The organism is Prosthecobacter fusiformis (assembly GCF_004364345.1).
Lineage (GTDB): Bacteria > Verrucomicrobiota > Verrucomicrobiia > Verrucomicrobiales > Verrucomicrobiaceae > Prosthecobacter > Prosthecobacter fusiformis.
Window position 1 is genome coordinate 110083 of record NZ_SOCA01000003.1, and the last position, 24628, is coordinate 134710.

At 58.9% G+C, this 24628-nt stretch carries 22 protein-coding genes; 8 read left to right on the forward strand and 14 right to left on the reverse strand.

Annotation, left to right across the window (positions count from 1 at the left end; translation table 11 throughout):
• Positions 1-4: 4 nt before the first annotated feature.
• Positions 5-1066, reverse strand: a complete 1062-nt coding sequence (locus EI77_RS09890) for a right-handed parallel beta-helix repeat-containing protein (protein WP_133795108.1) — start codon at positions 1064-1066, stop codon at positions 5-7.
• Between the two features lie 9 nt (positions 1067-1075).
• Positions 1076-1708, reverse strand: coding sequence for a hypothetical protein (locus EI77_RS09895; RefSeq protein ID WP_133795109.1), 633 nt, complete (start codon positions 1706-1708; stop codon positions 1076-1078).
• 153 nt (positions 1709-1861) lie between these two features.
• Between EI77_RS09895 and trpS the strand changes: the two genes are divergently transcribed.
• Genes trpS through EI77_RS09915 form a run of 4 tightly spaced genes read left to right on the forward strand, consistent with a single transcriptional unit; the run spans position 1862 to position 5219 of the window.
• Complete coding sequence (trpS, locus tag EI77_RS09900) at positions 1862-2830, forward strand: tryptophan--tRNA ligase (protein WP_133795110.1); 969 nt, start codon at positions 1862-1864, stop codon at positions 2828-2830.
• Between the two features lie 17 nt (positions 2831-2847).
• Positions 2848-3363: a hypothetical protein gene (locus EI77_RS09905; protein WP_133795111.1), complete on the forward strand. Its 516-nt coding sequence runs from the start codon at positions 2848-2850 to the stop codon at positions 3361-3363.
• A gap of 38 nt (positions 3364-3401) precedes the next feature.
• Positions 3402-4253 (forward strand): class I SAM-dependent methyltransferase, encoded by an 852-nt coding sequence (locus EI77_RS09910; RefSeq protein WP_133795112.1) that lies wholly within the window; start codon positions 3402-3404, stop codon positions 4251-4253.
• A gap of 9 nt (positions 4254-4262) precedes the next feature.
• A complete protein-coding gene (locus EI77_RS09915; RefSeq protein WP_133795113.1) occupies positions 4263-5219 on the forward strand; it encodes a YheT family hydrolase in 957 nt (318 codons plus the stop codon).
• Here the strand turns inward: EI77_RS09915 and EI77_RS09920 are convergent.
• The 9 genes from EI77_RS09920 to EI77_RS09960 form a co-directional block, all read right to left on the reverse strand.
• Positions 5197-5889, reverse strand: a complete 693-nt coding sequence (locus EI77_RS09920) for a hypothetical protein (RefSeq protein ID WP_133795114.1) — start codon at positions 5887-5889, stop codon at positions 5197-5199. The genes EI77_RS09915 and EI77_RS09920 overlap by 23 nt on opposite strands.
• 76 nt (positions 5890-5965) lie before the next feature.
• Positions 5966-6895 carry an alpha/beta hydrolase gene (locus EI77_RS09925; RefSeq protein WP_133795115.1) on the reverse strand — a complete coding sequence of 310 codons (930 nt, stop codon included), beginning with the start codon at positions 6893-6895 and terminating at the stop codon, positions 5966-5968.
• Between the two features lie 57 nt (positions 6896-6952).
• Positions 6953-7579, reverse strand: a complete 627-nt coding sequence (locus tag EI77_RS09930; protein WP_166647163.1) for a GNAT family N-acetyltransferase — start codon at positions 7577-7579, stop codon at positions 6953-6955.
• Positions 7580-7699: 120 nt separating this feature from the next.
• Positions 7700-8023 (reverse strand): hypothetical protein, encoded by a 324-nt coding sequence (locus tag EI77_RS09935; protein ID WP_243838762.1) that lies wholly within the window; start codon positions 8021-8023, stop codon positions 7700-7702.
• A gap of 163 nt (positions 8024-8186) precedes the next feature.
• Complete coding sequence (locus EI77_RS09940; protein WP_133795117.1) at positions 8187-9494, reverse strand: outer membrane protein assembly factor BamB family protein; 1308 nt, start codon at positions 9492-9494, stop codon at positions 8187-8189.
• Between the two features lie 202 nt (positions 9495-9696).
• Positions 9697-10023 carry a hypothetical protein gene (locus EI77_RS09945; RefSeq protein ID WP_133795118.1) on the reverse strand — a complete coding sequence of 109 codons (327 nt, stop codon included), beginning with the start codon at positions 10021-10023 and terminating at the stop codon, positions 9697-9699.
• 41 nt (positions 10024-10064) lie between these two features.
• Complete coding sequence (locus EI77_RS09950; protein ID WP_166647164.1) at positions 10065-10700, reverse strand: hypothetical protein; 636 nt, start codon at positions 10698-10700, stop codon at positions 10065-10067.
• A gap of 258 nt (positions 10701-10958) precedes the next feature.
• The gene (locus EI77_RS09955; RefSeq protein ID WP_133795119.1) at positions 10959-13397 is read right to left on the reverse strand and encodes a tetratricopeptide repeat protein; all 2439 of its coding nucleotides are present in this window, start codon (positions 13395-13397) and stop codon (positions 10959-10961) included.
• A 235-nt stretch (positions 13398-13632) separates the two neighbouring features.
• Complete coding sequence (locus EI77_RS09960; RefSeq protein ID WP_208300325.1) at positions 13633-14268, reverse strand: arylesterase; 636 nt, start codon at positions 14266-14268, stop codon at positions 13633-13635.
• 2 nt (positions 14269-14270) lie between these two features.
• Here EI77_RS09960 and EI77_RS09965 point away from each other — a divergent pair, with 2 nt between their 5' ends.
• The gene (locus EI77_RS09965; RefSeq protein ID WP_133795121.1) at positions 14271-14996 is read left to right on the forward strand and encodes an ABC transporter ATP-binding protein; all 726 of its coding nucleotides are present in this window, start codon (positions 14271-14273) and stop codon (positions 14994-14996) included.
• Positions 14986-17532: an ABC transporter permease gene (locus EI77_RS09970; protein WP_133795122.1), complete on the forward strand. Its 2547-nt coding sequence runs from the start codon at positions 14986-14988 to the stop codon at positions 17530-17532. The genes EI77_RS09965 and EI77_RS09970 overlap by 11 nt, the downstream gene beginning before the upstream one ends.
• A gap of 13 nt (positions 17533-17545) precedes the next feature.
• Here EI77_RS09970 and EI77_RS09975 read toward each other — a convergent pair whose 3' ends face one another.
• Both EI77_RS09975 and EI77_RS09980 read right to left on the reverse strand, forming a co-directional pair.
• Positions 17546-18571, reverse strand: coding sequence for an SAM-dependent methyltransferase (locus EI77_RS09975; protein WP_133795123.1), 1026 nt, complete (start codon positions 18569-18571; stop codon positions 17546-17548).
• Positions 18571-19554: an aminoglycoside phosphotransferase family protein gene (locus EI77_RS09980; protein ID WP_133795124.1), complete on the reverse strand. Its 984-nt coding sequence runs from the start codon at positions 19552-19554 to the stop codon at positions 18571-18573. Before EI77_RS09980 ends, EI77_RS09975 begins: the two co-directional genes overlap by 1 nt.
• Positions 19555-19687: 133 nt before the next feature.
• Here EI77_RS09980 and EI77_RS09985 point away from each other — a divergent pair, with 133 nt between their 5' ends.
• Together EI77_RS09985 and ispF are read left to right on the forward strand one after the other, a co-directional pair.
• Complete coding sequence (locus EI77_RS09985) at positions 19688-20554, forward strand: AraC family transcriptional regulator (RefSeq protein ID WP_133795125.1); 867 nt, start codon at positions 19688-19690, stop codon at positions 20552-20554.
• Between the two features lie 48 nt (positions 20555-20602).
• Positions 20603-21076 carry a 2-C-methyl-D-erythritol 2,4-cyclodiphosphate synthase gene (ispF, locus tag EI77_RS09990; RefSeq protein WP_133795126.1) on the forward strand — a complete coding sequence of 158 codons (474 nt, stop codon included), beginning with the start codon at positions 20603-20605 and terminating at the stop codon, positions 21074-21076.
• A gap of 106 nt (positions 21077-21182) precedes the next feature.
• Here ispF and EI77_RS09995 read toward each other — a convergent pair whose 3' ends face one another.
• Positions 21183-24446 (reverse strand): DUF1592 domain-containing protein, encoded by a 3264-nt coding sequence (locus EI77_RS09995; protein ID WP_166647165.1) that lies wholly within the window; start codon positions 24444-24446, stop codon positions 21183-21185.
• Positions 24447-24628 lie beyond the last annotated feature (182 nt).

Here is a 24628-nt window from a genome sequence, read left to right on the forward strand (position 1 = left end):
CCCTTTATCGCGGGTCCTTACCATAGTCACCATTCACCTCCTCCACCGGCAGTTTGGGTATGGATGCCTGGGGATTGTCCTCGGCAAACCAACGATTGTTTTCAAAGCGAAACGTCTCCGGGGCCGCACCAGGCCCAATATTAATATCTACCTGCACCTGGGCGCGGCGGAATACGATGCGGTTATCCCGGATGACCACATCCCTGCATGGCACGAAGCCTGGCTGGGTCGTTTCTTGGAGGATGCGGAAGATCCATTTCTCAGGATACAGGAGCGTATTCCCGCTGAATTCAGCTCCATCCACACCCACAAAAGCCGCTGCACACTGGCTTCCTTCGATAACATTGTCCCGCACGGTGATCTGCCTTGCCTCATGCTTGGCACCCTGCGGCCGAAAGTAGGCCAGCCCGGTGGACCCTCCAATATTGATGGGCCGCGCACCGCCATTTTTAAAAAGGCATTTTTCCACAGTCACTTCGGAGGTGCCGCCTTTGAGCTGAATGCCCGCACTCGCTGAAAAACCCGGTTTCCCGATGAAGCGACAACCCGTGATCAATGACTTATGACAGCCCACAAAATCGATCCCCTGTCCACCCCAGCCAGAAAGGGTACAATCACGAATCGTCAGCCCTTCAAGACCCGAGCACTTGATGCCATCAAAATTACCCTGCGGACCAATGTCGCTGATGTGCACCTTCTCGATCACGATGCCATCCACCGGTTTCTCCAGGAGGCCTCCATCATCTAGGTTAAGGCCGTTTTGCGACTGTCCACTGATGTGTAGATGCCGCAGTGTCAGGCCACTGCAGCGGGAAAATTGCCAGCCGGTTGAGCCACCTTTGAAATGAGGAGGATCCTTTTCATCCAATGCCTCGATGGTCAGTCGTTCGATACCCACCACATGATGGCCGCCAGGGTATTCTCCACCGGCGATTTTTAGAACCATCCCCGGTTTTAAAATCGGGAGCCCCGTCTTAAGCTCCTTTGCATTGTGTACAACCACTGTTTCTCCCTGGCTGAATGTCACCACCACCAGGCTGAGCAAAGCGATAAGGAGCAGTTTCATAGCGCTGTTTTATGGACGCTTCAATCCTGCGGGCAACTCCTTCAGCCTCTCGATCTCCGTGATCTCATGGAAGAACCAGGGATTACCAGTCGCCTTTTTATAGATCACTGTCTTGCTCGCATACTTCACCCCATCGTGTTCCTTCCAGTCGCTGAACAGGTAATAGTCAGCCCGCCAGCCGATGCGGCGCAGCAGCTTCGTTTCTTTGTCGAAGTAAAGATCCATGGGCGGATCAATCGTGCCACTGACGCTTAGGCCAAAGAGCGGCGGCCCTTCATGGGTCAGGTCAGGTATGATTTCCACCTGCGTCTTGGGATCCATCAATACACCCAGGCTCCAGGCCCAAACGTCGAATTTCGCTGGTTCATCCGCCCGCTCTTTTTTGCCTATCCACCAGTACTTCGGTGGTTCGACGACGGATACGCGGACCGTGGCCTTTTTACCTTCGTCCGGTGTTGGCTTCGCTCCCGAGTGAAAGGTTTCCTTCATGCGAAAGAGGGTGAGAAGCTTGTCTTTGCCTCCCACTTCCGCCATGACTTGATCAATGACCCTTTGTACATCGGCCCCTCTGGATACCGTTTGCCCATGGCTGGGAAAGGTGGCCAAAAGGCAAAGCAGGGTGCAGAGGATACGTAAAGTCATGGCGTCTCAGTCGGGGGGGTTAGTGTCCCACGCACCAGAATACGTCTGGAGCGGTCATCTTCCTGCATGCGAGGACTGACGGGGAATTTCACCAACGGAAAATATAGCTCCGCCCTTGAATCTCCCCCCATCGCCAGCCATCTCTACATGACTATGCGTATCCTTTCCGGCCTCCAACCCAGCGGACGTCTCCACATCGGCAATTATTTTGGCATGATGGAGGCAGCGCTGAAGCTGCAACATGAAGGTGAGGCCTTCTACTTCATTGCTGATTATCACTCCCTCACCAGCATTCACGATGGCAAGGCCCTGCGCAGCAACGTCCGCGATCTCGCCATTGATTTCCTGGCCTGCGGTCTCGACCCCGAAAAATGCGTCTTCTTCCGCCAGAGTGATGTGCCAGAGCACACCGAGCTTTCATGGATCCTCAGCACCGTCACGCCTATGGGCCTGTTGGAGCGCTGCCACAGCTACAAAGACAAGGTGGCCAATGGCATCAGCGCCAGCCACGGCCTCTTTGCTTATCCCGTCCTTATGGCGGCAGATATCCTCATCTACGATGCCGACGTCGTCCCTGTGGGCCGCGACCAGAAACAGCATGTCGAGGTCACTCGCGACATCGCCATCAAGATGAATGAGACCTTCGGCCAGGGCCTGCTAAAGCTGCCAAATCCCCGCATCCGCGAGGAAACCGCTGTCGTCCTCGGAACCGATGGCCGCAAGATGAGCAAGAGCTATGGCAACACCATCCAGCTCTTCGAAGAGCCTGCTAAGCTCAAAAAGGCCATCATGAGCATCCCCACGGACTCCACCCCGGTGGAGTCTCCCAAACCCGTCGAAGGCAGCAGCATCCTTGCCCTCTATCAACTCGTCGCCTCCCCGGCCGATTATGAAGCCATGGTGGCTGATTTCGAGGCAGGCGGTAAAGGCTATGGCGACTTCAAAAAGCGTCTCCTCCAGGGCATCACCGATTACTTCGCCCCCTTCCGCGAGAAGCGCGCCGAGCTCGTCGCCAATCCCGAGTATGTAAACAAAGTCCTCGCCGAAGGCGCTGAAAAAGCCCGCGCCGTCGCCCGCAAAACCCTGGAGCGCGTCCGTCAGGCCGTCGGTCTCGGAGACTGAAATCAGGCCCTCAATTCATGCGCCGCTTTTCCAGACATCTGCCATCACACCCGCCCGCACAGCCGCTCGGCTGGCGTGTGAAGGTCGTTTTGGCAGGGCTGGCAGCGCTGCTCATGGCCTGGCTTTACTCCCAGCCTCAGGCCTTGTTTTTCATTGGCGGAATGACCGGGCTGTTCTACCTCGCATCCATTCGTGAGCGGAGAAGAATCCAGTCCCTCAAGTCTTCCCGGGCAGACACCATCTGTGCTTTCCGCAAAGCATTCGATTGTCGTGTGGTGGATCCCTGGATCATCCGCGCCACCTACCAGGAAGTGCAGAACTGGAGCCGTGGATTTCCGCTCGAAGCCACCGATAACCTCATGGAACAATTAAAGATGGAAGCCGAGGATCTGGATGACTTGGCCGAGGACATCGCAAAACGCAGCGGGTATGATCTTGCGGATATCAGCGGTAATCCCTGGTATCAGCGCGTAACCACCGCCAGGGAACTCGTCCTCTTCATCAATCATCAGCCCAAAATACGCCCGGCCTGAAAGGCCACGATGCCCTGGTTTAAGGGCAGCCCATTCACATGACAAACGGCTACGAACTCCTCGACAGCGGCAACTTTCAAAAGCTGGAACGCTTTGGTGACGTCGTCCTCTCCCGCCCCTGTGCGCAAGCCGTGTGGCGTCAGACGCTGCCTCCTAACACCTGGCAAAAGGCCACCGCCAGCTTCTTCCGTGACGGTGGCAACCAGTGGCGCGGCCGTGACCGCCTGCCCACCACCTGGGACATCGGCGTAGACGGCACCCGCTTCCAGCTCAGCAGCACAGACTTTGGCCACCTCGGCATCTTTCCGGAGCAGCGGGACCAGTGGAAACGCATCCGTGAAGCCTGCGCCGCCTACCCCAAAAAGCACAACCGCGCAGCGCGCGTACTGAACCTCTTCGCTTACTCCGGCGGCAGCACCCTCGCCGCCGGCCTTGGCGGTGCGGAGGTCTGCCATGTGGATGCCTCCAAAGGCATGGTGGACTGGGCACGCAAAAACGCCACCCTCAATGGCCTGGATGAAAAACCCATCCGCTGGATCGTCGATGACGTCACTAAATTCCTTGAGCGTGAGCACCGCCGCGAGCGCACATACGACCTCATCATCCTCGATCCTCCCAGCTACGGTCGCGGTGCCAAAGGGGAGATTTTCAAGATCGAAAACGACCTGCCGCCGCTGCTCTCCCTCATTGGCAAGCTGATGTCCCCCCAGCCGTTAGGCGTGTTGCTTTCCTGCCACACCCCAGAGCTGACCCCCATCTCTCTGCATCATTTGTTAGCCCAGCAGTTTGGCCAGTCGGGCGGCAGCCTGGAGCAGGGTGAAATGCAGCTCCGTGGCGCTTCCGATGTCCTCCCCGTCCCCAGCGGCAGCTACTGCTGGTGGCTGAAATGATCCGTATCCATGCCCGTCATTACTTCCAGTTACCAGGCTCCCCGTTTCCTGCGTAACGGCCACGTGCAGACCGTCCTGCCCACCTTCCTCCCCCGCGCCCGGCCCCCACAGCCAAAGCATCAGCGCCTGGAATTGGACGACGGCGATTTTCTGGACCTGCGCTGGTACCATGCTGGAAACAAGCGCCTCGCCATCCTCTCCCACGGGCTGGAAGGCTCTGCCGAAGCCATCTACATTCGCAGCATGAGCGCCGCACTGCTTCACGCAGGATGGAACGTCCTGGCGTGGAATTTCCGGGGCTGTGGTGGCGTTGCCAACCGCCTGCCGCGCTCCTATCACAGTGGTGAATCCAATGACCTTCGCAGCGTCATTGACCATGCCTCAGACGCCTATCCGCAGATCGCTCTCGTTGGTTTCAGCCTCGGTGGAAACATCACCCTCAAATGCATCGGCGAAGCCCCGCCCCATCCCCACATCGTCGCCGCCGTCGCCGTTTCCGCACCTGTGGATCTCGCCTCCAGCGCCCGTGTTTTGGATGAGCGTACGGACAACCGCATCTACCTCAAACGGTTCCTCAATACCCTCGTCCTCAAGATCGAAGCCAAAGCGCGTCTGTTCCCCAAAAACTTCGATATCAAGGGCATTCGCGCCATCCGCACCATCAAGGAGTTTGATGACCGTTTCACCGCCCCCATGCACGGCTTTCTGGATGCGGATGATTACTGGGAGCGCGCCAGCTCCCTGCCACATCTGGCCAAAATCAAGGTCCCATCCTTGCTGCTGAATGCCCTCAACGATCCCCTGCTGACCACCCCTTCCTTCCCTCAGGAGCTGGCCTTTCACAGCGCCAGCCTGCATCTGGAAACCCCCTCGTATGGAGGCCATGTCGGCTTCCTGGATTATCGCCTGCGCGGCTGGCATGAGCGCCGCGTGGTGGATTTCATCAACGCCGCCTCCGCCGCATGACCAAGCCCGCCGTGATGAAGATCAAGACCACGCTTGTCGCGAAGATGGACATCACCTTGTAGCCACCCGCATTGCCCTGCGTGCCCTTGACCTCAGTTGCTTGCAGAGCCTCTTTCTCCGCCGGTGCAGCCCTGGTGATTTTAAACGGCAGGCTCGTCTCCCCAGGAAAAATGACCTGGGGTTTCCTCTCCTCATTTCCTTCTTCACCATTGATTAGGATTAAGCTCACATTCGCCATCCGCCCAAAGGCGATCTTAAAACTGTCCGCTCCTTCCGGCACTTCGGATTTCCCCGTCGCCAGCAGATGGGTTTCCGTTGTGTCCGGCTTCACCTCCTCATAAGTTGCCCCGTCGAGAGCCACAAATTCACAGGCTGGCAGCGGCACCTTTTCATCATTGAATGTTAGGCCAACATTTGCCCTCAGATACTCCGTCGCCTTTTCATACGTCACCCTCTTTTCCTCATCCGTCTGGTTCAGATACCAGTCCGCAGAAACCGGCGGCAGCGACGTCGGCTGATCACTCAGAAACACCCGAGGGTCCAGATTCATCCTCAGCGTATAACCACCCCCCTGGTTGAAATCCGCCTCGATAGTCATGTTCGGCACCACATGGGCCGTCGCCGTATGAGCGGATAAAACAAAGGCGGTCAGACAGAGAAAGCAACGCATGATCAGGAAGCCTGCTTCAATGATCGCAGATGAGCCTGGATTCCAGAACCATGTTCATCCGCGTTCTTGGATCCCCCTACTTCATCACCGGCTCACCCAGATGCTTCTTGAAGAACACGGCCGCGATCTCCACCGTCTCTGCACACCACGGATCACTCATCCAGAAAGGATGGGGTGCATATTTCAGCGTATGGACGTCGGTTTCGATGCCCAGGGCTTTCAGCTTCTCCATCATCTCCGCCCGGCCGATTTTCAGCGTATCCTTTTCACCTTCAATGAAGATCGTCGGTGGCACACCTGCACGCACATGCGTAATGGGGGAGGCCGCTTTGTACACATCTGGCTTCTCTTCCAAAGTACCGCCGAAAAACAGGATGGCACCTTCACTCTTCTTGCCCACGTTGGAGGTCACCAGATCCTGCGTCGCCGCCAAAACAATGGCCGCCTTCACTTCACTGGACTGGTCTTTAAAAGGCCCCTCGCCTTCAAACTCCGGCAGCCCGCTGGTCATCGCCGTCAGACCGGACAGGTGCCCACCTGCCGAGCCACCCATGCAGCCGATGCGCTCAGGATCAATCTTGAGCTCTTTAGCATGAGCACGCAGGCAGCGCAGTGCCGCCTTGCAGTCATGGATCGCCGCCGGATACTTGGCCTCCGTGGAAAGGCGGTAGCTCACCAGAGCCGTCACAAAGCCACGCTGCGCCAGCCGCTCCATCATCGGCTTGTCTGCCTCCACCTGTCGCTTCTGCCAGCCACCGCCGTGGATGTCCAGGATGCACGGCCAGGTCCCCTCCGCATCCGGCACATAGACGTATAGCTCCACCGTATGCTCCGGATACTTCGCCACCTCCAGCGTCTTCAGGGTATATCCCGCCGGCGTTTGTGGAGTCAGCTTCTGCCACTTTGGACCCGCTGGCACCGGTTTTTTGACCGCTGGCTTAGTTTCAGCCGCAGACAGCGCCGGGATGAGGCTCAGTGCCAGGAGAGAGACAAAAAGGGTTGTCATAAAATTAAAATCAGTCAGCAGAGATAGTGCAACAGGCCGGTTGAAGACTCCAACCGATTATTCTTCCTCCTCCGTATCATCCTCATTGGGATCATTCAGGAAAATCTTGATGCCTCGTTCCTCCAGCGCATAGCGGATGTCTTCAATGTCCTGGTCATCCACACTCATCCACACACTGGCCCGCCCCTCATCTGCACCAGGCCGCTTCCCGGAGGAAGAGTGATAGGCAAAGCCGAACCGCCCGTAAAAGGGCAGCGTGGCCGCTGTGGTGTTCACCCACACCTCCTGCGGCCGCACCTCACACTCCAGCAGCGCGAGGCGCGCGGCCAGCAGCGTCGTGCCAAATCCCTGCCGGTGATATTCCCCATGCACCATGCCATGGACCAGCGTCGCAGTGTCGGAATCACCGATCAATTCCAGCCCGCCACAAGCCACAATTTCACCATCATGCTCGATGACCAAATAGTATGAAGTTCCTAATGCCAGGAACTCGATATACGCCTCCAGGCCCTCCTCACTCAGATAATCCGGCGCATTTGACCGGTAGATTTCCACACAGGCTTCTAGATCTTCCGGCTCGAATTCGCGGATGCGGCAAAGCATCAGCTTCGGCGCAATCGCTTGTAGCAGAAGGGAAAGCGGCTGCTCAGGCTCAGATTCGGAATCAAATTCGCTGTAGGACATGGGGGGCTGTCTGTGTAAGTGGCAGGGGCTCCCGTCAAGGGTGGCAGGAGACGTTCTGGTACAAAAAAGAACCGCCATCCCTCATCGGAATGGCGGTTCTTTGGATAAAAAAGGAGGTAATTAACGGGCGACCACGGCAGCCGTGCGGGCCGCGATAGTGGCCTGATGAGCAGCGCGGAGGCCTTCCAGACCACGATAAGTCTTGCTGACCTTGGCACAAAGGCCGCGGCTAACCAGGCCTTGAAGCTTCTCATAAGAGCGCAGACGGAGCATCTCTTCGCCCCCGCTGACTGCGTTCTTCAGTTTCAAATTGTCGTAAACCAGTTTGAACAACGCGTTGAACTCAAGTGTGTCCCCAGCGGACAATACATTGACGAGCTCATCGGTTACATGGTCAGGGACGCGGCGGGAGAAACGTGTTTTGCGAGTCGGTGTCGTAGCCATAGAGGACATAAGAATAACACGTTTTTCAAAAGTTGCGACGTATTTGTGATAAGAAATGTTATTTCTCCCATCAGCGGTTTTCCCTGATAGAAAGCCGCTTCCAGCACGTTTTTTGGCACTGTTTATGCGGCATCCACTTCTGCCCGTCTCTGCGCGCTAACCTTTAGTGTTGTGCAATTTTAAACAGTTGCTTTTTCGTGCGGATAAAAAGCGCACCTTCCGCCACAGCAGGCGCAGCCGTCATCGCATCTGGCAGCACATTCTCCGCCAGGATCTTGAACGCAGGCCCCGCATCCAGCACCCGCGTATCACCACGGTCATTGCTGAAATACAGGCGGTCCCCTGCCGCGATCGGGCTAGGCAGATGCTGCCCAGACAGCCGCTCCTCCCACACATCCTCACCCGTCAGCGGATTCATGCATGTTACGATCCCGCCACGCGTGATCTGAAACAGCAGCCCATTCACCAGCACCGGGCAGGCCTCGCTGGCATTGCGCTTCTCCCGGTCCCACAGCACATGGCTTTCCGTGATGTCCCCCTTCATCTGCTCGTCAATTTTAACCCCGATGGTATGCGCCCTTTCAGAGCCCGTATTCAGGATCAGCACCTTCTGGTAAATCAGTGGCCGGATCGCCGCATTGAACCCCCCATGGCGGATCGTCCACAGTTCCTTCCCCGTATCCACGGCATAACCAAAAGCTGCGCGTGATCCCACAGAAACCAGCGTCTGCACCCCGCCCAGGTCGAAGACGCTCGGCGTATGATACGCCTTCCGCATGTCACCCTCACGCGTCGGGTGGCCTTCTGCATCCAGGTCGCCATAGTCCGTGGTACGGTTCGTCTTCCACACCGTTTCCCCCGTCTTCTTATTCAGCGCCGTCACATACTGTTGGTCGATGCCGTCAAACGTTAGGATCAGCAGATCCTGATGAATGATCGGGGAGGACCCCGGCCCGCGATAATGCCGGGCATTGATGTCCCGCCGCTCCCAGACCTTCTTGCCCGTCAGCGGATCGATCCTTGCCGTGCCATACGTGCCGAAGTGCACATACAGCGCATCCGCCTCCAGCACTGGCGATGGTGCCGCATAATTGTTCAGCGGATTGCCCAGCCCTTCCGGTTCCGCATTCTCAAAGACCAGCTCATGATGCACCACCTTGCCCGTGTGCCGGTCGATGCCATAAACAAACTGCTTCTTCCCATCCGTCGTCGCCGAGGTAAACCAGATCCTATCCCCCCCGATGACAGGTGAACTATGCCCATCATCTTCCAGGTCCACCTTCCACACAATGTTCTCACCCGTCTCTGAATTCCACTTCAGCGGCAGCTTCTCCGCCTCCGCCACAGGCACCACCCCATCAAAGGTCGGCCCATTTTTATCCGGCCAAAAAACCGGAGTCGTAGCAGGCTGCGCCGCAAGAGCCGCCGCAAAGGCAAGCGTGGAAAGCTGAAAACGAAAAGTGAAAGACATGCGCATCTAGTCACGAGCCATACACCCCGCTTCTTGCAACCCATCCACCCAAAACCACCGCCTCCCCCACCCCACGTTCAGGCAGATGTCACTCAAGCCGCTGCCTAGGGCGGCCGCTCCGCCTGGCGAGCTGCACCCGCAGCGCGTGGCCCAGGCTGCGCAGCCGATGAGAATCATGTCGCAGTCTGAGGCTCGGTCTCGTTTACTGGACACGGACCTTGGAGCCCACCCGGGCGGCCCGTTGGTTCAGGGTCCTGAACATCTTCTTCGCCTTGGTGGGGCCGTCGGCCAATGTTCCCCGATGCTGCAATTCAAAACCGTAGGCGTTCTGGCGCGGCACGGCGATTGCGGTGGCTGTGTAAGTCTGGGTATCGATGATGAACCGGTCATAGCCGGAGGCCACCAGCTTGCTGCCGGGCAGAGAACGACCCCGGCCCCGTTGGTCTTCACGAAGTTTTCGCCCAGCGCCACCGCAGGCTAGGTCAAGATGGCCCCACTCCGTGAGGTCTGGGGCCGAGCAAGAAAACAAGGAGTGACGGCATCCTGCCGTCATCGACCATCCAAGGCCGCCTACTTCACCTCAACGACATCCGTCACATCCAGCTGGATGAACTGGCCGTTGTACGGCTGCGGGGCGGGCGCGATTTCAGGCACCACGAGTTTGGCGAAGTTGGTGATCATGCGGCCGTTCTGGCCGTCGCCGTGGAAGGTGAGCGTGGCGCCGCCTTCGATCTCGACGGTGGCGGTGTAGTCGAGCGTGAAGATGCGGTGGCCCACCTTGTCATCGCGGTTGAAAAAGAAATGGGTGGCCGGGGCGGAGACGGTGAGCTGGTAGATGTTGTAAGTGGCGTTGTTGGGACTGCCGCCGATGTAAAAACGCTCGCCAACCTGCTGGCCGTCTTTGTACATCATCGGCTCCACCACACCGCGCACGCGCAGGGTCACCCGGTAACGCTTGCCGGGTTCACCGCCGAAGGTTTTCACATCGGTGAACTTGTCATTCGTTTTGGGATCCTCGGTCATGCGTGCCGAGGTGCCGTCCGCTCCGGGCTTGGGGTTCTCCGGCATCGGCTCCTTGCAGGGAAACTCAAAGCGGTAGCCGTCGATGCTGGCCGCCACCTTTTTCAAATCATCGGCCGCAGATGCTGAGGCGGCGCTGAACCAGACACTGACGGACAAGCAGGCGAGGAAAGAAAGGCGGTTCATGGAAGGGTTGGTTGGTGGAGTGGTGGATGAATGAGGCTGAGGTAACCTGATGCCGAGCATGAGCAGGTTTGCGCTCGCCGTCGAGTGCGTAGATGAATCTGCTCCAAAGCCCCCTTTGTCCAGGGTGCGGCTCCCATTTTGATCAGGCGGGCGGTCTCCAGACGTAGGTTCAGTGGCTCTTTTGAAAGATGATCACGCGCATCCCTCGGTGAGGCGACTTGATGGAAGTCATGTCAAACTGGGCCTCATTGCGGCCAGCTATCCGAGCGTGCAGCCCGGACAAAGATAAGCCAGGCTGCCGAACTTATCGGTTGGAGGAGCCACCTTGACCTCCGCAAATGGTGTCGGCTTTTTACACTCGGTGCATTCGATGTCCAAGGACGGCAACCGGAGGTGCATCGCAAGGCCCGTAGGCAGTACGTCCTTCACGCCGGACAGTTGGCGCAAACCCTTGACCAAGGGAATGCGCAAGTCCGTAAATCCCGCCCAGAATTCACCGATGAGTGCCAGCTTCGGCTTGCATTCCTTCAGCAACCGCGCCGTGCCGCGATAGCCCAGATGGACGTCTTTGAGTTTCGAGGCATCTCGAAGCTCTTCGATGCTTGGCTGGCTAATGTGTGCGATCAAAACATCGCACTTGGAAAGATGCTGGTGCAGGTCCATAAAGTAAGCGGTATCCGCTGTGTAGCCGATCCGTAAGACCGTTTCGCCTTTATCGTCGAGCAATTCCACCATCATTCCCAGGGCGTGTTGTACGTCAGTCCCGTGGTTGACCTTAAAGGGAGTGATGCGCAGCGGGATCTTTGCGGGGTGCTGGCCTAAATCGAGCGGCTGCGGAAACCCGCTTCCCATGACGATCGGCGGGTGCTGATGCTGCGGCTCATCAAACCCGAATTTTGTCGCCGTACTCGTATCTTCATCCCATAGCAAAACGTAGGGCTTGCTGCCAGATGCATTCGTGGAAGCCAGGCGTTTGTAGAGTTCATAGCGGAGGTCGTCGATGTGCTTGAGGTCGCTGTTATGGTCGGGATGATTGTGGCTCACCACCACAGCGGCGATTTCCCGCCCGTGATAACCGGCATCGTGAAAGTTTCGCAGAAAGTCGAATCCAGGATCAATCACGATTCCATAACCGCGCCACTTCAGGAAATACCCTCCTCCGCGCCAGCGCCGCTCAGAGCCTTCAAGGAGGGTGACGGCACTGCTCCAGCCACGCAGAATGCTCAGCGTGCTGTCTCGCCCGGAATCAGCCTTCTTGATGTACCTGTCGTATTGCGTATCTCCGGCTTCGTTGATCGCCGCGATGATCCCCTCTTCGATTTCAGCCGTATCACCACCTGTCGCAGGTCTTGCCATCATGGCACGGTCATCCGAAGAAAGCGCAGCAGGAGCGATCTTCGATCTCAAGATCTGCAAGCCGTGGCGAGCGCGAGCGTGATCACTACCTTGAGTGTCTGTGCTCGTTAGCGCTTTCTGGTAGGCACTTTCGGCTTCCTCCAGTTTTCCCGCGTCCACATACGTCTGAGCAAGATTAGTCCACGCTTTTGCGGGCATTTGGAAGTTCGGATCGTCAAGAGCTTTTTGGTAGGCCTTGATCGCCTCGTCGTGCTCGCCTTTGACTCCTAGTGCGTTGCCGAGGTTGTTCCAAGTGTCTCCAGGTGTAGCGTAGTTGGGATCGTCAAGAGCTTTGCGGTAGGCCTTGATCGCCTCGTCGTGCTCGACTTTGTCTCCTAGTGCGTTGCCGATGTTGTGCCAAGTGTTCCCAGGTGTAGCATAGTTTGGATCGTCAAGAGCCTTGCGGTAGGCCTTGATCGCCTCGTCGTGTTCGCCTTTGTCTCGTAGTGCGATGCCGAGGTTGTTCCAAGTGTCTCCAGGTGTAGCGTAGTTCGGATCGTCAAGAGCCTTGCGGTAGGCCTTGATCGCCTCGTCGTGTTCGCCTTTGTCTCGTAGTGCGATGCCGAGGTTGTTCCAAGTGTCTCCAGGTGTAGCGTAGTTCGGATCGTCAAGAGCCTTTTGGTAGGCCTTGATCGCCTCATCGTAATCGCCTTTGGCTCCTAGTGCGTTTCCGATGTTGTGCCAAGTGTTTCCAGGTGTAGCATAGTTCGGATCGTCAAGAGCCTTTTGGTAGGCCTTGATCGCCTCGTCGTAATCGCCTTTGGCTCCTAGTGCGTTTCCGATGTTGTGCCAAGTGTTTCCAGGTGTAGCATAGTTCGGATCGTCAAGAGCCTTTTGGTAGGCCTTGATCGCCACGTCATAATCGCCTTTGGCTCCTAGTGCGTTTCCGAGGTTGTGCCAAGTGTTTCCAGGTTGATCGAGTTTAGCATCTTCGAGGGCTTCGCGGTAGGCCTTGATTGCTTCGTCGTACTGGCCACTCCCTTGAGAAGCGGAGCCTCGAACAAACTGAAGCAATCCTTGCCAACGCTCGGGCACGCTGGACTGCGTCTCGGCAACAAACTTGAGAGCCTTGTCGAACTCGCCAGTTTGACTAAGTCGGCTCGCTTCGATCAAACCCTTTGCCCACGCCCAACCTTGAGCATCTGCAAATTCCATTGCCGCCTTGGATGCAGAATCCTGTGCCAACACCTTTCTTCCGCGAAGTGCCTGCTGCTTCCGGGCAGCCCAGAAGAGGCGGCTGAACTCGGCCTCCTGATCATCCTTGGAGCGCTTCGAGGCCTTTTTCCGCAGTGATGGTTGCATCGTGGATCATAGAGGGTCGCCGTTTGCGACACAACATTTTCTAAAATTGATGAGCAAATCTCCCATATTAAAAGGGTGCTTACCAAATCCCGACCTTTCCGCGCACCTACTGCTTAATTTATCCAATTTTCCTAATATGGAAAAAAGCGTAACTATAGCGTTAAAAATGAAGGACTGTGGTTCGCGTTTTAATCGACGGTTAGTTGACTGGGCTCGGAACGACCACGGCCCCCTCCTACAACATCCCTCTCACCTTCGCCCAAACCAGCTCAGCGATCTTCCGCTGCCCCTCCGCCGTCGGATGAATCCGGTCCGCCTGATTCAGCTTCTCATCGCCGCCGACGCCTTCGAGCAGGAAGGGGAGCAATTCCGTCTTCTCGGTCTCCGCCACTTTCGGAAATATCATCTTGAAGGACTCGACGTACTTGGGGCCGAGGTTGTCGGGCATTTGCATGCCGGCGATGAGGATCTTCATGGCGGGGTTCTTGGCGCGAGCTTTGGCGATGATGCCCACCAGATTCTTTTCGGTCTGCTCCGGTGACACTCCGCGCAGGCCGTCGTTGCCGCCCAGGGCGATGACCAGCACGTCCGCACCGCGCTGGCCCAGCGCCCAGTCGATCCGTCTTAAGCCGCCCGCTGTGGTGTCGCCGCTGACGCCGGCATTCACCACTTCATAGGCCAGGCCCTCGGCATCGGCTTTCTTTTGCAGCAGGGCGGGATAGGCCTCGTCACGCTCCAGCCCGTAGCCGGCGGTGATGCTGTCGCCCAGAATGACGATTCTTTTCTTTCCTTCGCCTGCGGCTTGCGCCAGCAGCGTAGCTTTTCCGCCGAATGATGCGGCCATCAGCAGTCCGAACACCAGCCATTTCATCCATGTCATCTGCCAGACTAGAATCTTCCCCTCCGGCTGTCAAACGGGCCATCCTGGAGATCCAGGGGCTGACCAAGGTGCACCGCACCCCGCGCCATGACCTGACGGTGCTGCGCGACATCCACCTGACGCTGGAGGCGGGCGATACGCTGGCGATCACGGGCCCCTCCGGCAGTGGCAAGACCACGTTGTTAGGCCTGTGTGCGGGCCTGGACGATGCCACGTCCGGCTCGATGAAACTGGACGGTCACGCTTTTGAAAACCTGTCCCAGGATGCGCGGGCGGCGCTGCGTAACCAATTGGTGGGTTTCGTTTTCCAAAACTTCCAGCTCATCCCGACCCTGACGGCGGTGGAGAATGTCCTGGTCCCGCTGGAGCTGCGCGGTGAACGAGGCCAGCAAAAGGTGGCCGAGGCGCTTCTGCGCGAGGTGGGCCTGGGCGACCGCCTGGATCATTATCCTGCCCAGCTTTCAGGTGGCGAGCAGCAGCGCGTGGCCCTGGCGCGGGCCTTCATTCATCGCCCGAAAATCCTCTTTGCCGATGAACCCACGGGCAACCTGGATGCGGCCACCAGCCTGCCGATCGTGGACATGCTGTTCCGGCTGAACCGGGAGGCGGGCACGGCCCTGGTGCTGGTGACTCACGATCCCAGCCTGGCCGCCAAGGCCCGGCGTGTGATCAAAATGGCCGGTGGGACGATCATCGCGGAGGAAGAAAATGCCGTCTGATCCCCGCCCGCTGCCCGCCGGTCTGGTGCCCGCCCTGCTGCATCCCTGGACCTGGAAAATGGCCTGGCGTGACAGCCGCACGCAGCGCCTGCGCCTGCTCATCTTTTCCCTCGCCATCGTCTCCGGCATCGCCTCGCTGGTCGCCATTCACTCGCTGAAGGCCAGTGTGGAAAGCGGCATCCGGGCGCAGGCCAAGGAACTGCTCGGCTCCGATCTCCAGGTGTCTTCCTCCCAGCCGCTCTCGCCCGACGAGACCAACGGCCTAACAAAACGTTCGACACGTGTCACCCGCGAGGTGGCTTTCCCCTCGATGATGACCTTTCCCAATGGCGGGACCCGGCTGGTGCACGTGCGCGCTTTGGACGGGGACTATCCGTACTATGGGCAGGTGAAAACGGTGCCCGCGGAGGCCTGGCAGCGCCGGTCCGGCGAAACAGGCATTTTGTTAGACGAGTCCCTTTTGGAGCAGTTCCAGGTGAAGCCGGGCGATGAAATCGAGCTCGGCCGCCTGCGGTTAAAAATCCTCGGCGCCCTGCACAGCAGCGCGCCGCGTGCCAGCCGTTTCAGCGCCCTCGCTCCGGAGGCTTACGTGCGGCTGGCCGATGTGCAGCAGAGCGGGCTCATCGGGGCTAACAGCATGGTCACGCATCTGCTCCATTTGGAGATCCCGCAGGGGCCGCCTTCGGCCGAGCTAAAGGAGAGCGTGCGCCGCGATTTCCCCACAGCCTCCTGGCGGCTGGAGACCCCGGAGGACCGGCAGGAAAGCCTGGGCGATGCGCTGGCTTTGTTTCAGCGCTATCTCGGCATTTTGGCGCTGGCTTCCCTCGCGCTCGGTGCGCTGGGGGTGGCGGGGGCCGTGCAGTCCCACATCAACCGTCGCGTGGCCACCATCGCCATCCTGCGCTGTCTCGGTGCGCCGCGCCAGCTCGCGGCGGCGGTTTACATCGCCCAGAGCGCAGCCCTGGGCCTGCTTGGCGCCATCTTGGGCGCGGGCATTGGCATCGGTTTGCAAACGGGCCTGCTGAGCCTGTTTCGTGACAGCCTGCCCATTGCCGTCACACCCGCGCCGGAGTGGGCCGTCGTCTTCCGCACCACGCTGGCGGGCTTTGCGGTGTGCTGCGGATTTGCGCTCATCCCCATCCTGAAAATTCACCGCATCTCCCCGGCCATCACCCTGCGCAGCGGCGGCCTGCTGCCTGGCAGCGTGCTCCGTACGGTGCCCGTGTACCTGCTGCTCACCGCGCTGCTCCTGCTGCTGGCCCTAACCAACGATGCTGACTGGAAACGGGCGTGCATTCTGGTCGGCGGGCTGGCTGCGGCCTTCGCCCTGGTCCTTGGGGTGGCTCGTGGACTCATGGCCGTCACGCGGCGCATCGTCCGGCCTGGCTGGCCTTACCTTTTGCGGCAGGGCATTTCCAACCTGCATCGTCCTGGCAACCAGACCCTGCTGTTTCTGCTTTCATTGGGGCTCGGTACTTTTCTGCTGCTCACCATCCTGCTGGCCGGGGATCTTTTGCAGCAGCGCCTGCACATCACCCAGACCAAGGAAAATCCGAATCTCTACCTCATCGATGTGCAGCCCGATCAAGTGGAGGGCGTGATGGCGCTGGTGAAAGGCCAGGGCCTGCCGGTTTTGGAAACTGCCCCCATGGTCACCATGCGCATCCAGGCCCTGCGCGGCGTGCCCATCGCCAAGGCGGAAGGCGTGCCCCGCTGGATCGCCAACCGTGAATTCCGCTCCAGCTACCGGGCCCGGCTGAATGCCAGCGAAACCTTGATCGCCGGCGAGTGGCATGAGACCGTGCCGGATCCCCAGGGGCCCATCCCGGTCTCGCTGGAAGAAAAGATCGCCGCGGACATGCATCTCACCGTTGGCGACACCTTGACTCTGGATGTTCAGGGCGTCACCCTGGAGGCCCGTGTCACCAGCCTGCGCCAGGTGGACTGGAGCCGGTTTAACCTGAACTTCTTCATGGTTTTCCGACCCGGCGCTCTGGAGGGCGCACCAGGCTTTCACGTGGTGACCACCCGCACCCCGGATGCGGCGGCGGTGGGGCGGCTGCAGCACGATCTCACCCGCGACTTCGCCAACGTGTCTTCCATCGACCTGGCGCAGATTTTGGAAACCGTGCGCGACATCCTTTCGAAGATCTCCCAGGTCGTCACCCTCCTGGGCGGCCTGACGCTCATCGCCGCGCTGCCCATCGTCACCGGCACGCTGCTCAACGGGCGCGATGTCCGCCTGCGGGAAAGCGTGCTGCTGCGCACGCTGGGGGCCTCGGCCCGGCAGGTGCAGGCCATCCTCATCCTCGAGTTCGCCGCGCTCGGTATCCTCGCCGCCCTGACCGGGACGCTGCTGGCCGCAGCCGCGAGTTCCGCCCTGGCCGTGTACGTTTTCGACACGTCACCCTCGCTGGATGTGACGGTCATCATGGTCACCTTCCTCAGCACCACCGCCCTTTCCATCCTGGGTGGCCTCGCCCTCAGCCGCGGCGTGACGAACCATCCGCCGCTGGAGATTCTGCGGAATGCCTGAGGAGGCAACTCTATCAAATTCCGGCAGCGATCCCAAAGGCAGTCACTTCGTTCTTGTTCGCGCAGAGGCGATTGAGGCGGAAGTCCTGGCAAAGAGGCGGGGCCAGTTCTTTAAGCTGATCCATCAGGGCGTATTCATCGGTACCTTTGAATTTGAGCGTCACGATGAAACGACGCATCTGGCGTTCGCGCAGCCACTCCAGTAGCAGATCAATGCTGCGTTGTGGGGCGGCGATGATGTCGCAGATGAGCCAATCCACGGGTTGCTCAGGCCGGAACTTGAAGGCATCCGCCTGGATGAAATCGAGGCGGGGATTGCGCATGAGGTCATCACGCAAAGGGCTGCGGTCAATGGCAGTGACCCTGGCTCCGCGTTGGATGGCCACATAGCTCCAACTTCCGGGGGAGGCACCCAGGTCCACGCAGGTCTGGCCACGCTCGATTTGCTGGCCAAGCCGCAACTCCGCCTCGATGACCTTGGCAAAAGCGCGGCTGGGGGCGGCCTTGTCCTCGGCATGGGGGATGTTACCGCCAATGAAGGGTGAAAGGATGGCCCGCAGGGCCAGAGTTTGCGGGGCTGAACTGACGGAGATGTATCCTGCATCTGGGCCTGTCAGCACCGCCTGCACCAAGGAAGTTTCCTGAGTGAAAGGGGCCGTTCCATCTTCCAGGGAACGCAGCAATGCACGGCGACGTTTCTTCAACCGCTCATTCAAGGCAGCACGGATGAGCGAGCAGCGGTGTAGCCCTGCGCGGCCTTCGCCATACGCGGTCCAAAGGTGGAGCCGCCAGGGCTGGGCATCTGGCAGCACCCCGGCGATGCGCGTGATGATCTGATCCGCCCAGCCGTTGATGGATGCATCTTTGACTTCGGTGCTCTCCGGCAGAGACTGACGGGCAAAGGCAAGGTAAGGCAGCGCCGGGAGGGTATCCGCAAAGACAAAACCGGTGGCCTCATCTGCCTGGGCCTTGGCACCTGAGCGCTCCAGTTCAGCCGCCAGGAAGGGGGCACAATCAACAGCAGGCAGAAAGGCGTGCATTAAAGGAAGAGGCTGCGCAGGGGTGCCAGCTCAGGGGCCTCATCACACACAGCGGTGAGGTTGCGTACACCGGCAGGGATGTGTTGTTCAAAGGACGCCTTCCCTTGGTTGCGACTGAGGTTGCCGTAGGCTCCCAGGGCCTGCATCAGGCGCTGCGCGGCACATTGATAAACGACAGTACGCAGCTCAGGCAGAGGCAGGTTGCGAAGGTTCGCATAGTATTGCAGCAGCTCACCCCGTTCACTTCGGCTCAGGGTCACATACGGGTCAAAAAGAAGGGAGGCCAGATCGTATTCCGCCAGTCCGGGACGCAGGCCCTGATAATCCACCAGCCAGGCTTGGCCATCTCTCAAGAGCACATTTTGACTTTGAAAATCACGGTGCACGAGGCAGCGGGGGAGGCGGGCGAGCCGCTGGCGGAGTTCCATGAGCACGGTGCGTGCAGGCGCATGGGCTGGGGCATCCGCATCACGGCGGAGCACGCCCCGAACAAAGTGTTCGATGAAGTAATTCTGCTCCCATTCGTAGAGACCTTCATTGAACTCAGGCTCCATGCTGCTGAGATCCGCCGCACTCAGACTTGCAGATTTAATGGAGTGAAGTTTCGCCGCTTCCACCAGGGTGGATTCATAGTAGGCGCGCCGGATTTCCCAGGGATCCTCGCGATGCGCATGCAGGTCGTCCCTTCCCAGATCCTCCAGCCAGACGCAGAGACGCTGTTCATCGAAGGCATAGATGGCCGGAACATTGACGCCGAGGGCTGCAAGGCGGCGGGTTGCAGGGACAAACTTTGGATTATCCCGCCTGGCCATCGTATAGACCATGAGGATCATCGTCGGATGAACATTCCCGGCCCAGGTAAATCGATAGAAATGCCGATCTGAGCCGCCTTTGACGATGGGCTCCACCTCGCAAGCCACATCCCTCAGTGCAGGAAATTGCTGGCGTGTCAGGATAAGGAGGGCCTCGTGTTCAGGTGGCATGGGAAATACAAATTAAAGCCACGACCGCCTCCGCTGCAACCAGTAGGTGGGAGGATACGCACAGCACCAAAAGCCCAGTCTTGAGCACAACCGCGTATTTGGCAATCAAGGGAATCCGTATAGACTTCAGGATATGAAGCCTGTCTTTGAGAAAGTCCCGCGCAGGGACTGGGAGTCCTTTCACTGTGAACTCGTGCATGGACCCGACTACGGTACACGCTGGCATTTTCACCCGGAATTCCAGATCACCCTGGCCATCCGCAGTCGGGGCCACCGGGTCGTGGGGGATAACATCGCGCCCATCAGCGACGGAGACTTGGTGCTGGTGGGGTCCAATCTGCCCCACGTCTGGCATCAGGAGGAGGGTGCGGGCATCGTGGATGCTATCATCATTCGCTTTGAGGAAAACTTTCTCGGCAAGGATATGATGGCCCTGCCGGAGCTGGAGTCTGTCCGCCGTCTGCTGCGCCGGGCCAGCCGGGGGCTGGAAATCAAGGGGGCAGTCCGCAAAGAAGTTTCGCTGCGCCTGCGCCATCTTGCGGAGAGTGATGGGCTGACCCGTGTCGTGGACTTGTTGGCGGTGCTGGACGTCATGTCTCGTGCCAAGGACCTCAAGCCCCTGGCCAGCGCTGCTTATGAGCCAACACTCCATGCCACGGACCAAGGCCGCATGGAGCGCGTCTGCGACTACATCCACCAGCACCTCACGGAGGATATCGACCGGGCGCAGCTCGCCAAGCTGGCCCACCTGAGCGAGGGGGCCTTCAGCCGCTTCTTCCGCTCCCGTACCGGCAAGACGGTGCCTGAATACATCAACGAAGTCCGCATTGGCCGTGCCTGCCGGATGATCGCCGAAGACCAGAACAACATCACGGACATTGCCCTGGACTGCGGATACCGGAACTTGGCCAACTTCAACCGCCGCTTCCGCGAAGTGGTCGGCAGCACGCCCCGTGAATACCGCACCCAAATGCGTACGTTGGGTGGCAAGCCAGGCTGATCTGCCATTCTCCCTTGCCACTTGGAAAACCCGGCCTAAGGCAGGTGCATGAACCGCGTTGGCATTGGCTATGATGTGCACCCCTTTGAAGAAGGCCGCCCCCTGATCCTGGGCGGTATTGAGATCCCCCATACCCGTGGCTTGAAAGGCCATTCGGATGCCGATGTGCTCTGCCATGCCATTGCCGATGCTATCCTCGGCTCGATGGGCCTGCCGGACATCGGTTTCTACTTCCCGCCCACGGATGCCAGCATCGAAGGCATCTGTAGCCTGCGCATCCTGGAAAAGTGCGCCGCCCTGGCCATTGAGAAAGGCTATGCGATCACCAATGTGGACTCCACCCTCATCGCGGAAGCTCCCAAGGTGATGAAGCATGCGGCGGCGATGAAGGAGAAGATAGCGGAGGCACTGGGCATCAAGCCAGACGAGGTCGGCATTAAGGCGACCACCAACGAGCGCATGGGTTTTGTCGGCCGCGAAGAAGGCATCGCGGCGATGGCCGTGGCTTGTGTGGAGAAGTGATGGAGTAAAGTACACCGCAGCTTTAACTCGCGAAGATATTGTTAGGTCATTTGACGCCGAATGTTGAAGCGGAGTTGGGGCGAGCTAAAGCTCTGGAGTACGTTCTTCAGAGGCGTTTGCTGGTGAACTGGCGGCTTTGGACAACGGCGAGTACAGCGGCGGAAAAGTGGCCGTCATTGTCGGCCAGATCGGTCTTGATCTTTTGCATCAGGAGCTTGTCGGTGGGCAGGAGCTGACGGCCGAGGGCGAAGCCGATGAGCTTGCGGGAAAAGTGGTGGGTGAGCTGGTCTTCCTGAGTTTTCAGGTAGTCGCGCAGACCTTCGAAACCGACAAACTTGGCACCGCCTTTGACCTGGCCGGAGGTATCCAGGGGCAGGCCGGCATCGTCCTTTTCACGGAAGCGGCCAATGGCGTCGAAGCCTTCCAGGGCAAAGCCGAGGGGGTCAATGCGGTCATGGCAGCCGGAGCAGGATTTGGAGGCGCGGTGCTGCTCCAGCATCTCGCGGACGGTGGCGGGTTTGGGGCCGTGTTCCTTAAGTTCGGGCACGTCGGCGGGCGGCGGCGGGACGGGGGTGCCAAGCACCGCCTGAAGCAGCCAGTTGCCCCGAAGCACGGGGCTGGTGCGGTGACTGCGGGAGGTCTTGGTGAGCATGCTGCCCTGGCCTAACAAACCTCCGCGATGGTGGTTCTTCACATTGACTTTGCGAAACTCCTCACCCTTCACATCCGGCACTCCGTAGTGCTTGGCCAGGCGTTCATTGAGGAAGGTGTAATCCGCGCCGATGATCTCTTGCACAGGGCGGTCTTCACGGATCAGGCTGGTGAAAAAGAGGGTGGTTTCACGGTCGAGATCGCGGCGCAGTTCGGGGGTGAATTCCGGGAATTTTTTGTCATCCACGGCAGCGTGTTTGTCGAAGCCCTTGAACTCCAGCCACTGGCCGGCGAATTCCTTGGCCATGGCCTCGGCTTTCGGGTCCTTGAGCATGCGCTTCACCTGGGCGGTGAGGACTTCAGGCTTCAAAAGGGTGCCATCGGTGGCTGCTTTGCGCAGTTGCCAGTCGGGTTGGGAGGACCAGAGGAAGTAGCTGAGGCGGGAAGCGAGTTCCCAGGCATTGAGGGTGACTTCCGTGGTGGAGGGTTTTGGAGTATTGGCTTCAGCCGGGGTTTGGGCTGAGGCCTTTTCTGAACCGGCTGAAGCCGGGACTACAGAGCGGGGAGGGATTTCAGCGCTGCCGTGGGTTTTTGCGGGGGTGGAGGTTTTAGGGGCAAGGTTTGCGGTTTGGGCTGCGGCTTTTCCTGAACCGGCTGAAGCCGGGACTACAGAGCGGGGAGGGGTGGCCGCTGTATTTTCGGTGCCGATCTCGGTTTTATACAGAAAGTTAGGCGAGACGAGGATGAGGGTGACGACTTCGCGGGCGGCGGATTCACGATCCAAATCCTTGGTTAGGCCAGCCTGATAAAGTTTCGAAAGCTGAGTGCGCTCAGCATGGGTGGTGGGGCGGCGCCAGGCCTGGCTGGCGAAGCGGTGCAGGTGCTGGCGCATGAGGTCGTCATACTGGATCTGCTGCTCTTTTTTGAGACCGTCGCGGACGAGGAAACTCCAGTCGAGGCGCATCTGTTCCAGGCGTTTCTTTTCGGTTTCCGGGATGATGGGTTTGAGTTGCTCATCGCTGAAATAATAGACACCAGGGCCGGGTTTTTCACTGTAGAGGTTGCGTGCCACCTCTTCCAGACGACGCTCGAGCATGTCTGGGAAGACGGCCTTCATGCGGCTGAAATCTGACATGGTTCTGCGATGGGCATCAGTGTTGCGTTTCCAGACGGTGAGGACCCCCGGGATGATGTCTTTGGGATTTGGCGGTGTGTCCACGGCCAGGGTCCATTGCACGGTGGCCAAGTCCACTTCGGGTGTTTGCATGTCCAGGCGACCGGAGCCAAAGACTTCCTTGGAGTCCTCAGGCAGGGGCAGGGTGATGATGACGGGAGCTTTGGCGGCAAGGATGTTTTCACCGATCCGGTTTTTGCCCAAAGGATCCTTGCCAAAATAAGACAGGGCTTTTTCAGACTCGGCGATGCGCTTCTTCAGCAGGTCTGCGGTGATGTCTTTGGGCGCAGGTTTACCCGATTCGATTTCTTTGATCAGCTTTTTATCCGCGTCCCGGCGCTGGCGCATGAAAGGTGCGTATTCGTGATTTTTTCCGTTTTTGAGCCGGACGGTGAGGCCTGTGAAGTTGACATAGTCACCGCCATTGCCATCGCCAATATCACCGACGACGACATGGAATTCACTTTTGCCCAGGGTCACCACGCGGTTGCCGCCATAGGTGCGGAGACCGTCGGCGTCCTGCTGGCGGCGCTGCACTCCGGTGCCGGGCTTGTCTGGGTTTTCTGGGTTGTTCCAGGAATGACGTTGTTTTTGGATGGCCTGTAGGCTGGCCAGGACTGGGGCGGGAACTTCTTTGGGTTTTGCGGAATCCGGCGGTGGCAGATTGCGCCAAGGCACTTTGGTCAGGTCCAGGAAACGGGACTGGGTCTTGGTGTCATTGAGCATGGTCCACCAGTTGGTCAGGAAGGCGATGGAGAGATTCGCGTCTTTGGCGAGCTGCTCGAGGGAAGCGGCTCCAGTGAGATCCTTGTGCTTCCATTTCCAGCAGGCCAGCATGTAATCAGCTTCCCGCAGTTCCCGGTCATAGGTGGGCAGATGCGGGCCGGACATTTTCTGGTACCACACATAAAGAGCCTGCTGGGCCTGGCCTTTGACTTGGGCATTGCCGCGCATGCCGACGCGTTGTGGATGAAAGGTGACACCGGTGCCGGGCAGGATGGTGGCGTGGTCCGCCAGCTTGCGGGCGGCAGAGAGGTATTTGTCGAGCTGGGCCGGATTAACAAAAAGCGTGTCACCGGTGTTGGCGAAACCTTCGCCGCCGCCGCCATCCGGCTGGAACTCTTTAGCGAGGCCGTAGTTCACCCCCGTGAGATCACGGATGGTGTAGTCATATTCGGCATTGGTCAGGCGGCGGAGGGTGACGGCTCCGGGATCGCCCGCATTGGCGGTGGCCACGGCATCCATGGAGGCGGTGGCCCATGTGAGGAGGTTCTTTTTTTCGTCGGCGGAAAGCTGGGTTTCGTCTTCAGGTGGCATTTCACCTTTGGCGATGACGTCCTTCACCTTTTCCCAGAGGGCGTATTCCTTTTCCACGGAGGGGTCCGTTTCCAGTCGCTCCAGATCCACTCCCCCTTTGGTCTTTTTGCCGTTGTGGCAGTCGTAGCAGGATTCGGCGAGCACCGGCTGTACAGATTTCCATTCGGGGGCCGCCTGGAGCGACGCCGCGAAAGACGTGAGGATGAAAAGACGAACGGAAGGGGGCATCCGGTGAAGCATGGGCAAGGCCAGAGTTTGGGGGGCAAAAAGGATACGCCGCCAGAAGGCGGGTTTATGATTTATGCCTTAGGATTTACGATTTGAAAGGATCGAAGCTGGGTTGTTGTTGGCGGATGTTGGGCGAAATTGGGGAATGGGGATGATTTTCAAATTTTCCCCATCTGGGGATG

Bases quoted from the DNA above. Each gene is read 5' to 3' on its own strand.
- EI77_RS09940 (WP_133795117.1), bottom strand. From the start codon at position 9,494: ATGTCTTTCACTTTTCGTTTTCAGCTTTCCACGCTTGCCTTTGCGGCG.
- EI77_RS09965 (WP_133795121.1), top strand. From the start codon at position 14,271: ATGTCATCTGCCAGACTAGAATCTTCCCCTCCGGCTGTCAAACGGGCC.
- EI77_RS09975 (WP_133795123.1), bottom strand. From the start codon at position 18,571: ATGCACGCCTTTCTGCCTGCTGTTGATTGTGCCCCCTTCCTGGCGGCT.
- EI77_RS09890 (WP_133795108.1), bottom strand. From the start codon at position 1,066: ATGAAACTGCTCCTTATCGCTTTGCTCAGCCTGGTGGTGGTGACATTC.
- EI77_RS09970 (WP_133795122.1), top strand. From the start codon at position 14,986: ATGCCGTCTGATCCCCGCCCGCTGCCCGCCGGTCTGGTGCCCGCCCTG.
- EI77_RS09960 (WP_208300325.1), bottom strand. From the start codon at position 14,268: ATGAAATGGCTGGTGTTCGGACTGCTGATGGCCGCATCATTCGGCGGA.
- EI77_RS09895 (WP_133795109.1), bottom strand. From the start codon at position 1,708: ATGACTTTACGTATCCTCTGCACCCTGCTTTGCCTTTTGGCCACCTTT.
- EI77_RS09995 (WP_166647165.1), bottom strand. From the start codon at position 24,446: ATGCCCCCTTCCGTTCGTCTTTTCATCCTCACGTCTTTCGCGGCGTCG.
- EI77_RS09920 (WP_133795114.1), bottom strand. From the start codon at position 5,889: ATGCGTTGCTTTCTCTGTCTGACCGCCTTTGTTTTATCCGCTCATACG.
- ispF (WP_133795126.1), top strand. From the start codon at position 20,603: ATGAACCGCGTTGGCATTGGCTATGATGTGCACCCCTTTGAAGAAGGC.
- EI77_RS09955 (WP_133795119.1), bottom strand. From the start codon at position 13,397: ATGCAACCATCACTGCGGAAAAAGGCCTCGAAGCGCTCCAAGGATGAT.
- EI77_RS09930 (WP_166647163.1), bottom strand. From the start codon at position 7,579: ATGTCCTACAGCGAATTTGATTCCGAATCTGAGCCTGAGCAGCCGCTT.
- EI77_RS09925 (WP_133795115.1), bottom strand. From the start codon at position 6,895: ATGACAACCCTTTTTGTCTCTCTCCTGGCACTGAGCCTCATCCCGGCG.
- EI77_RS09950 (WP_166647164.1), bottom strand. From the start codon at position 10,700: ATGAACCGCCTTTCTTTCCTCGCCTGCTTGTCCGTCAGTGTCTGGTTC.
- trpS (WP_133795110.1), top strand. From the start codon at position 1,862: ATGCGTATCCTTTCCGGCCTCCAACCCAGCGGACGTCTCCACATCGGC.
- EI77_RS09935 (WP_243838762.1), bottom strand. From the start codon at position 8,023: ATGGCTACGACACCGACTCGCAAAACACGTTTCTCCCGCCGCGTCCCT.
- EI77_RS09985 (WP_133795125.1), top strand. From the start codon at position 19,688: ATGAAGCCTGTCTTTGAGAAAGTCCCGCGCAGGGACTGGGAGTCCTTT.
- EI77_RS09980 (WP_133795124.1), bottom strand. From the start codon at position 19,554: ATGCCACCTGAACACGAGGCCCTCCTTATCCTGACACGCCAGCAATTT.
- EI77_RS09905 (WP_133795111.1), top strand. From the start codon at position 2,848: ATGCGCCGCTTTTCCAGACATCTGCCATCACACCCGCCCGCACAGCCG.
- EI77_RS09915 (WP_133795113.1), top strand. From the start codon at position 4,263: ATGCCCGTCATTACTTCCAGTTACCAGGCTCCCCGTTTCCTGCGTAAC.
- EI77_RS09910 (WP_133795112.1), top strand. From the start codon at position 3,402: ATGACAAACGGCTACGAACTCCTCGACAGCGGCAACTTTCAAAAGCTG.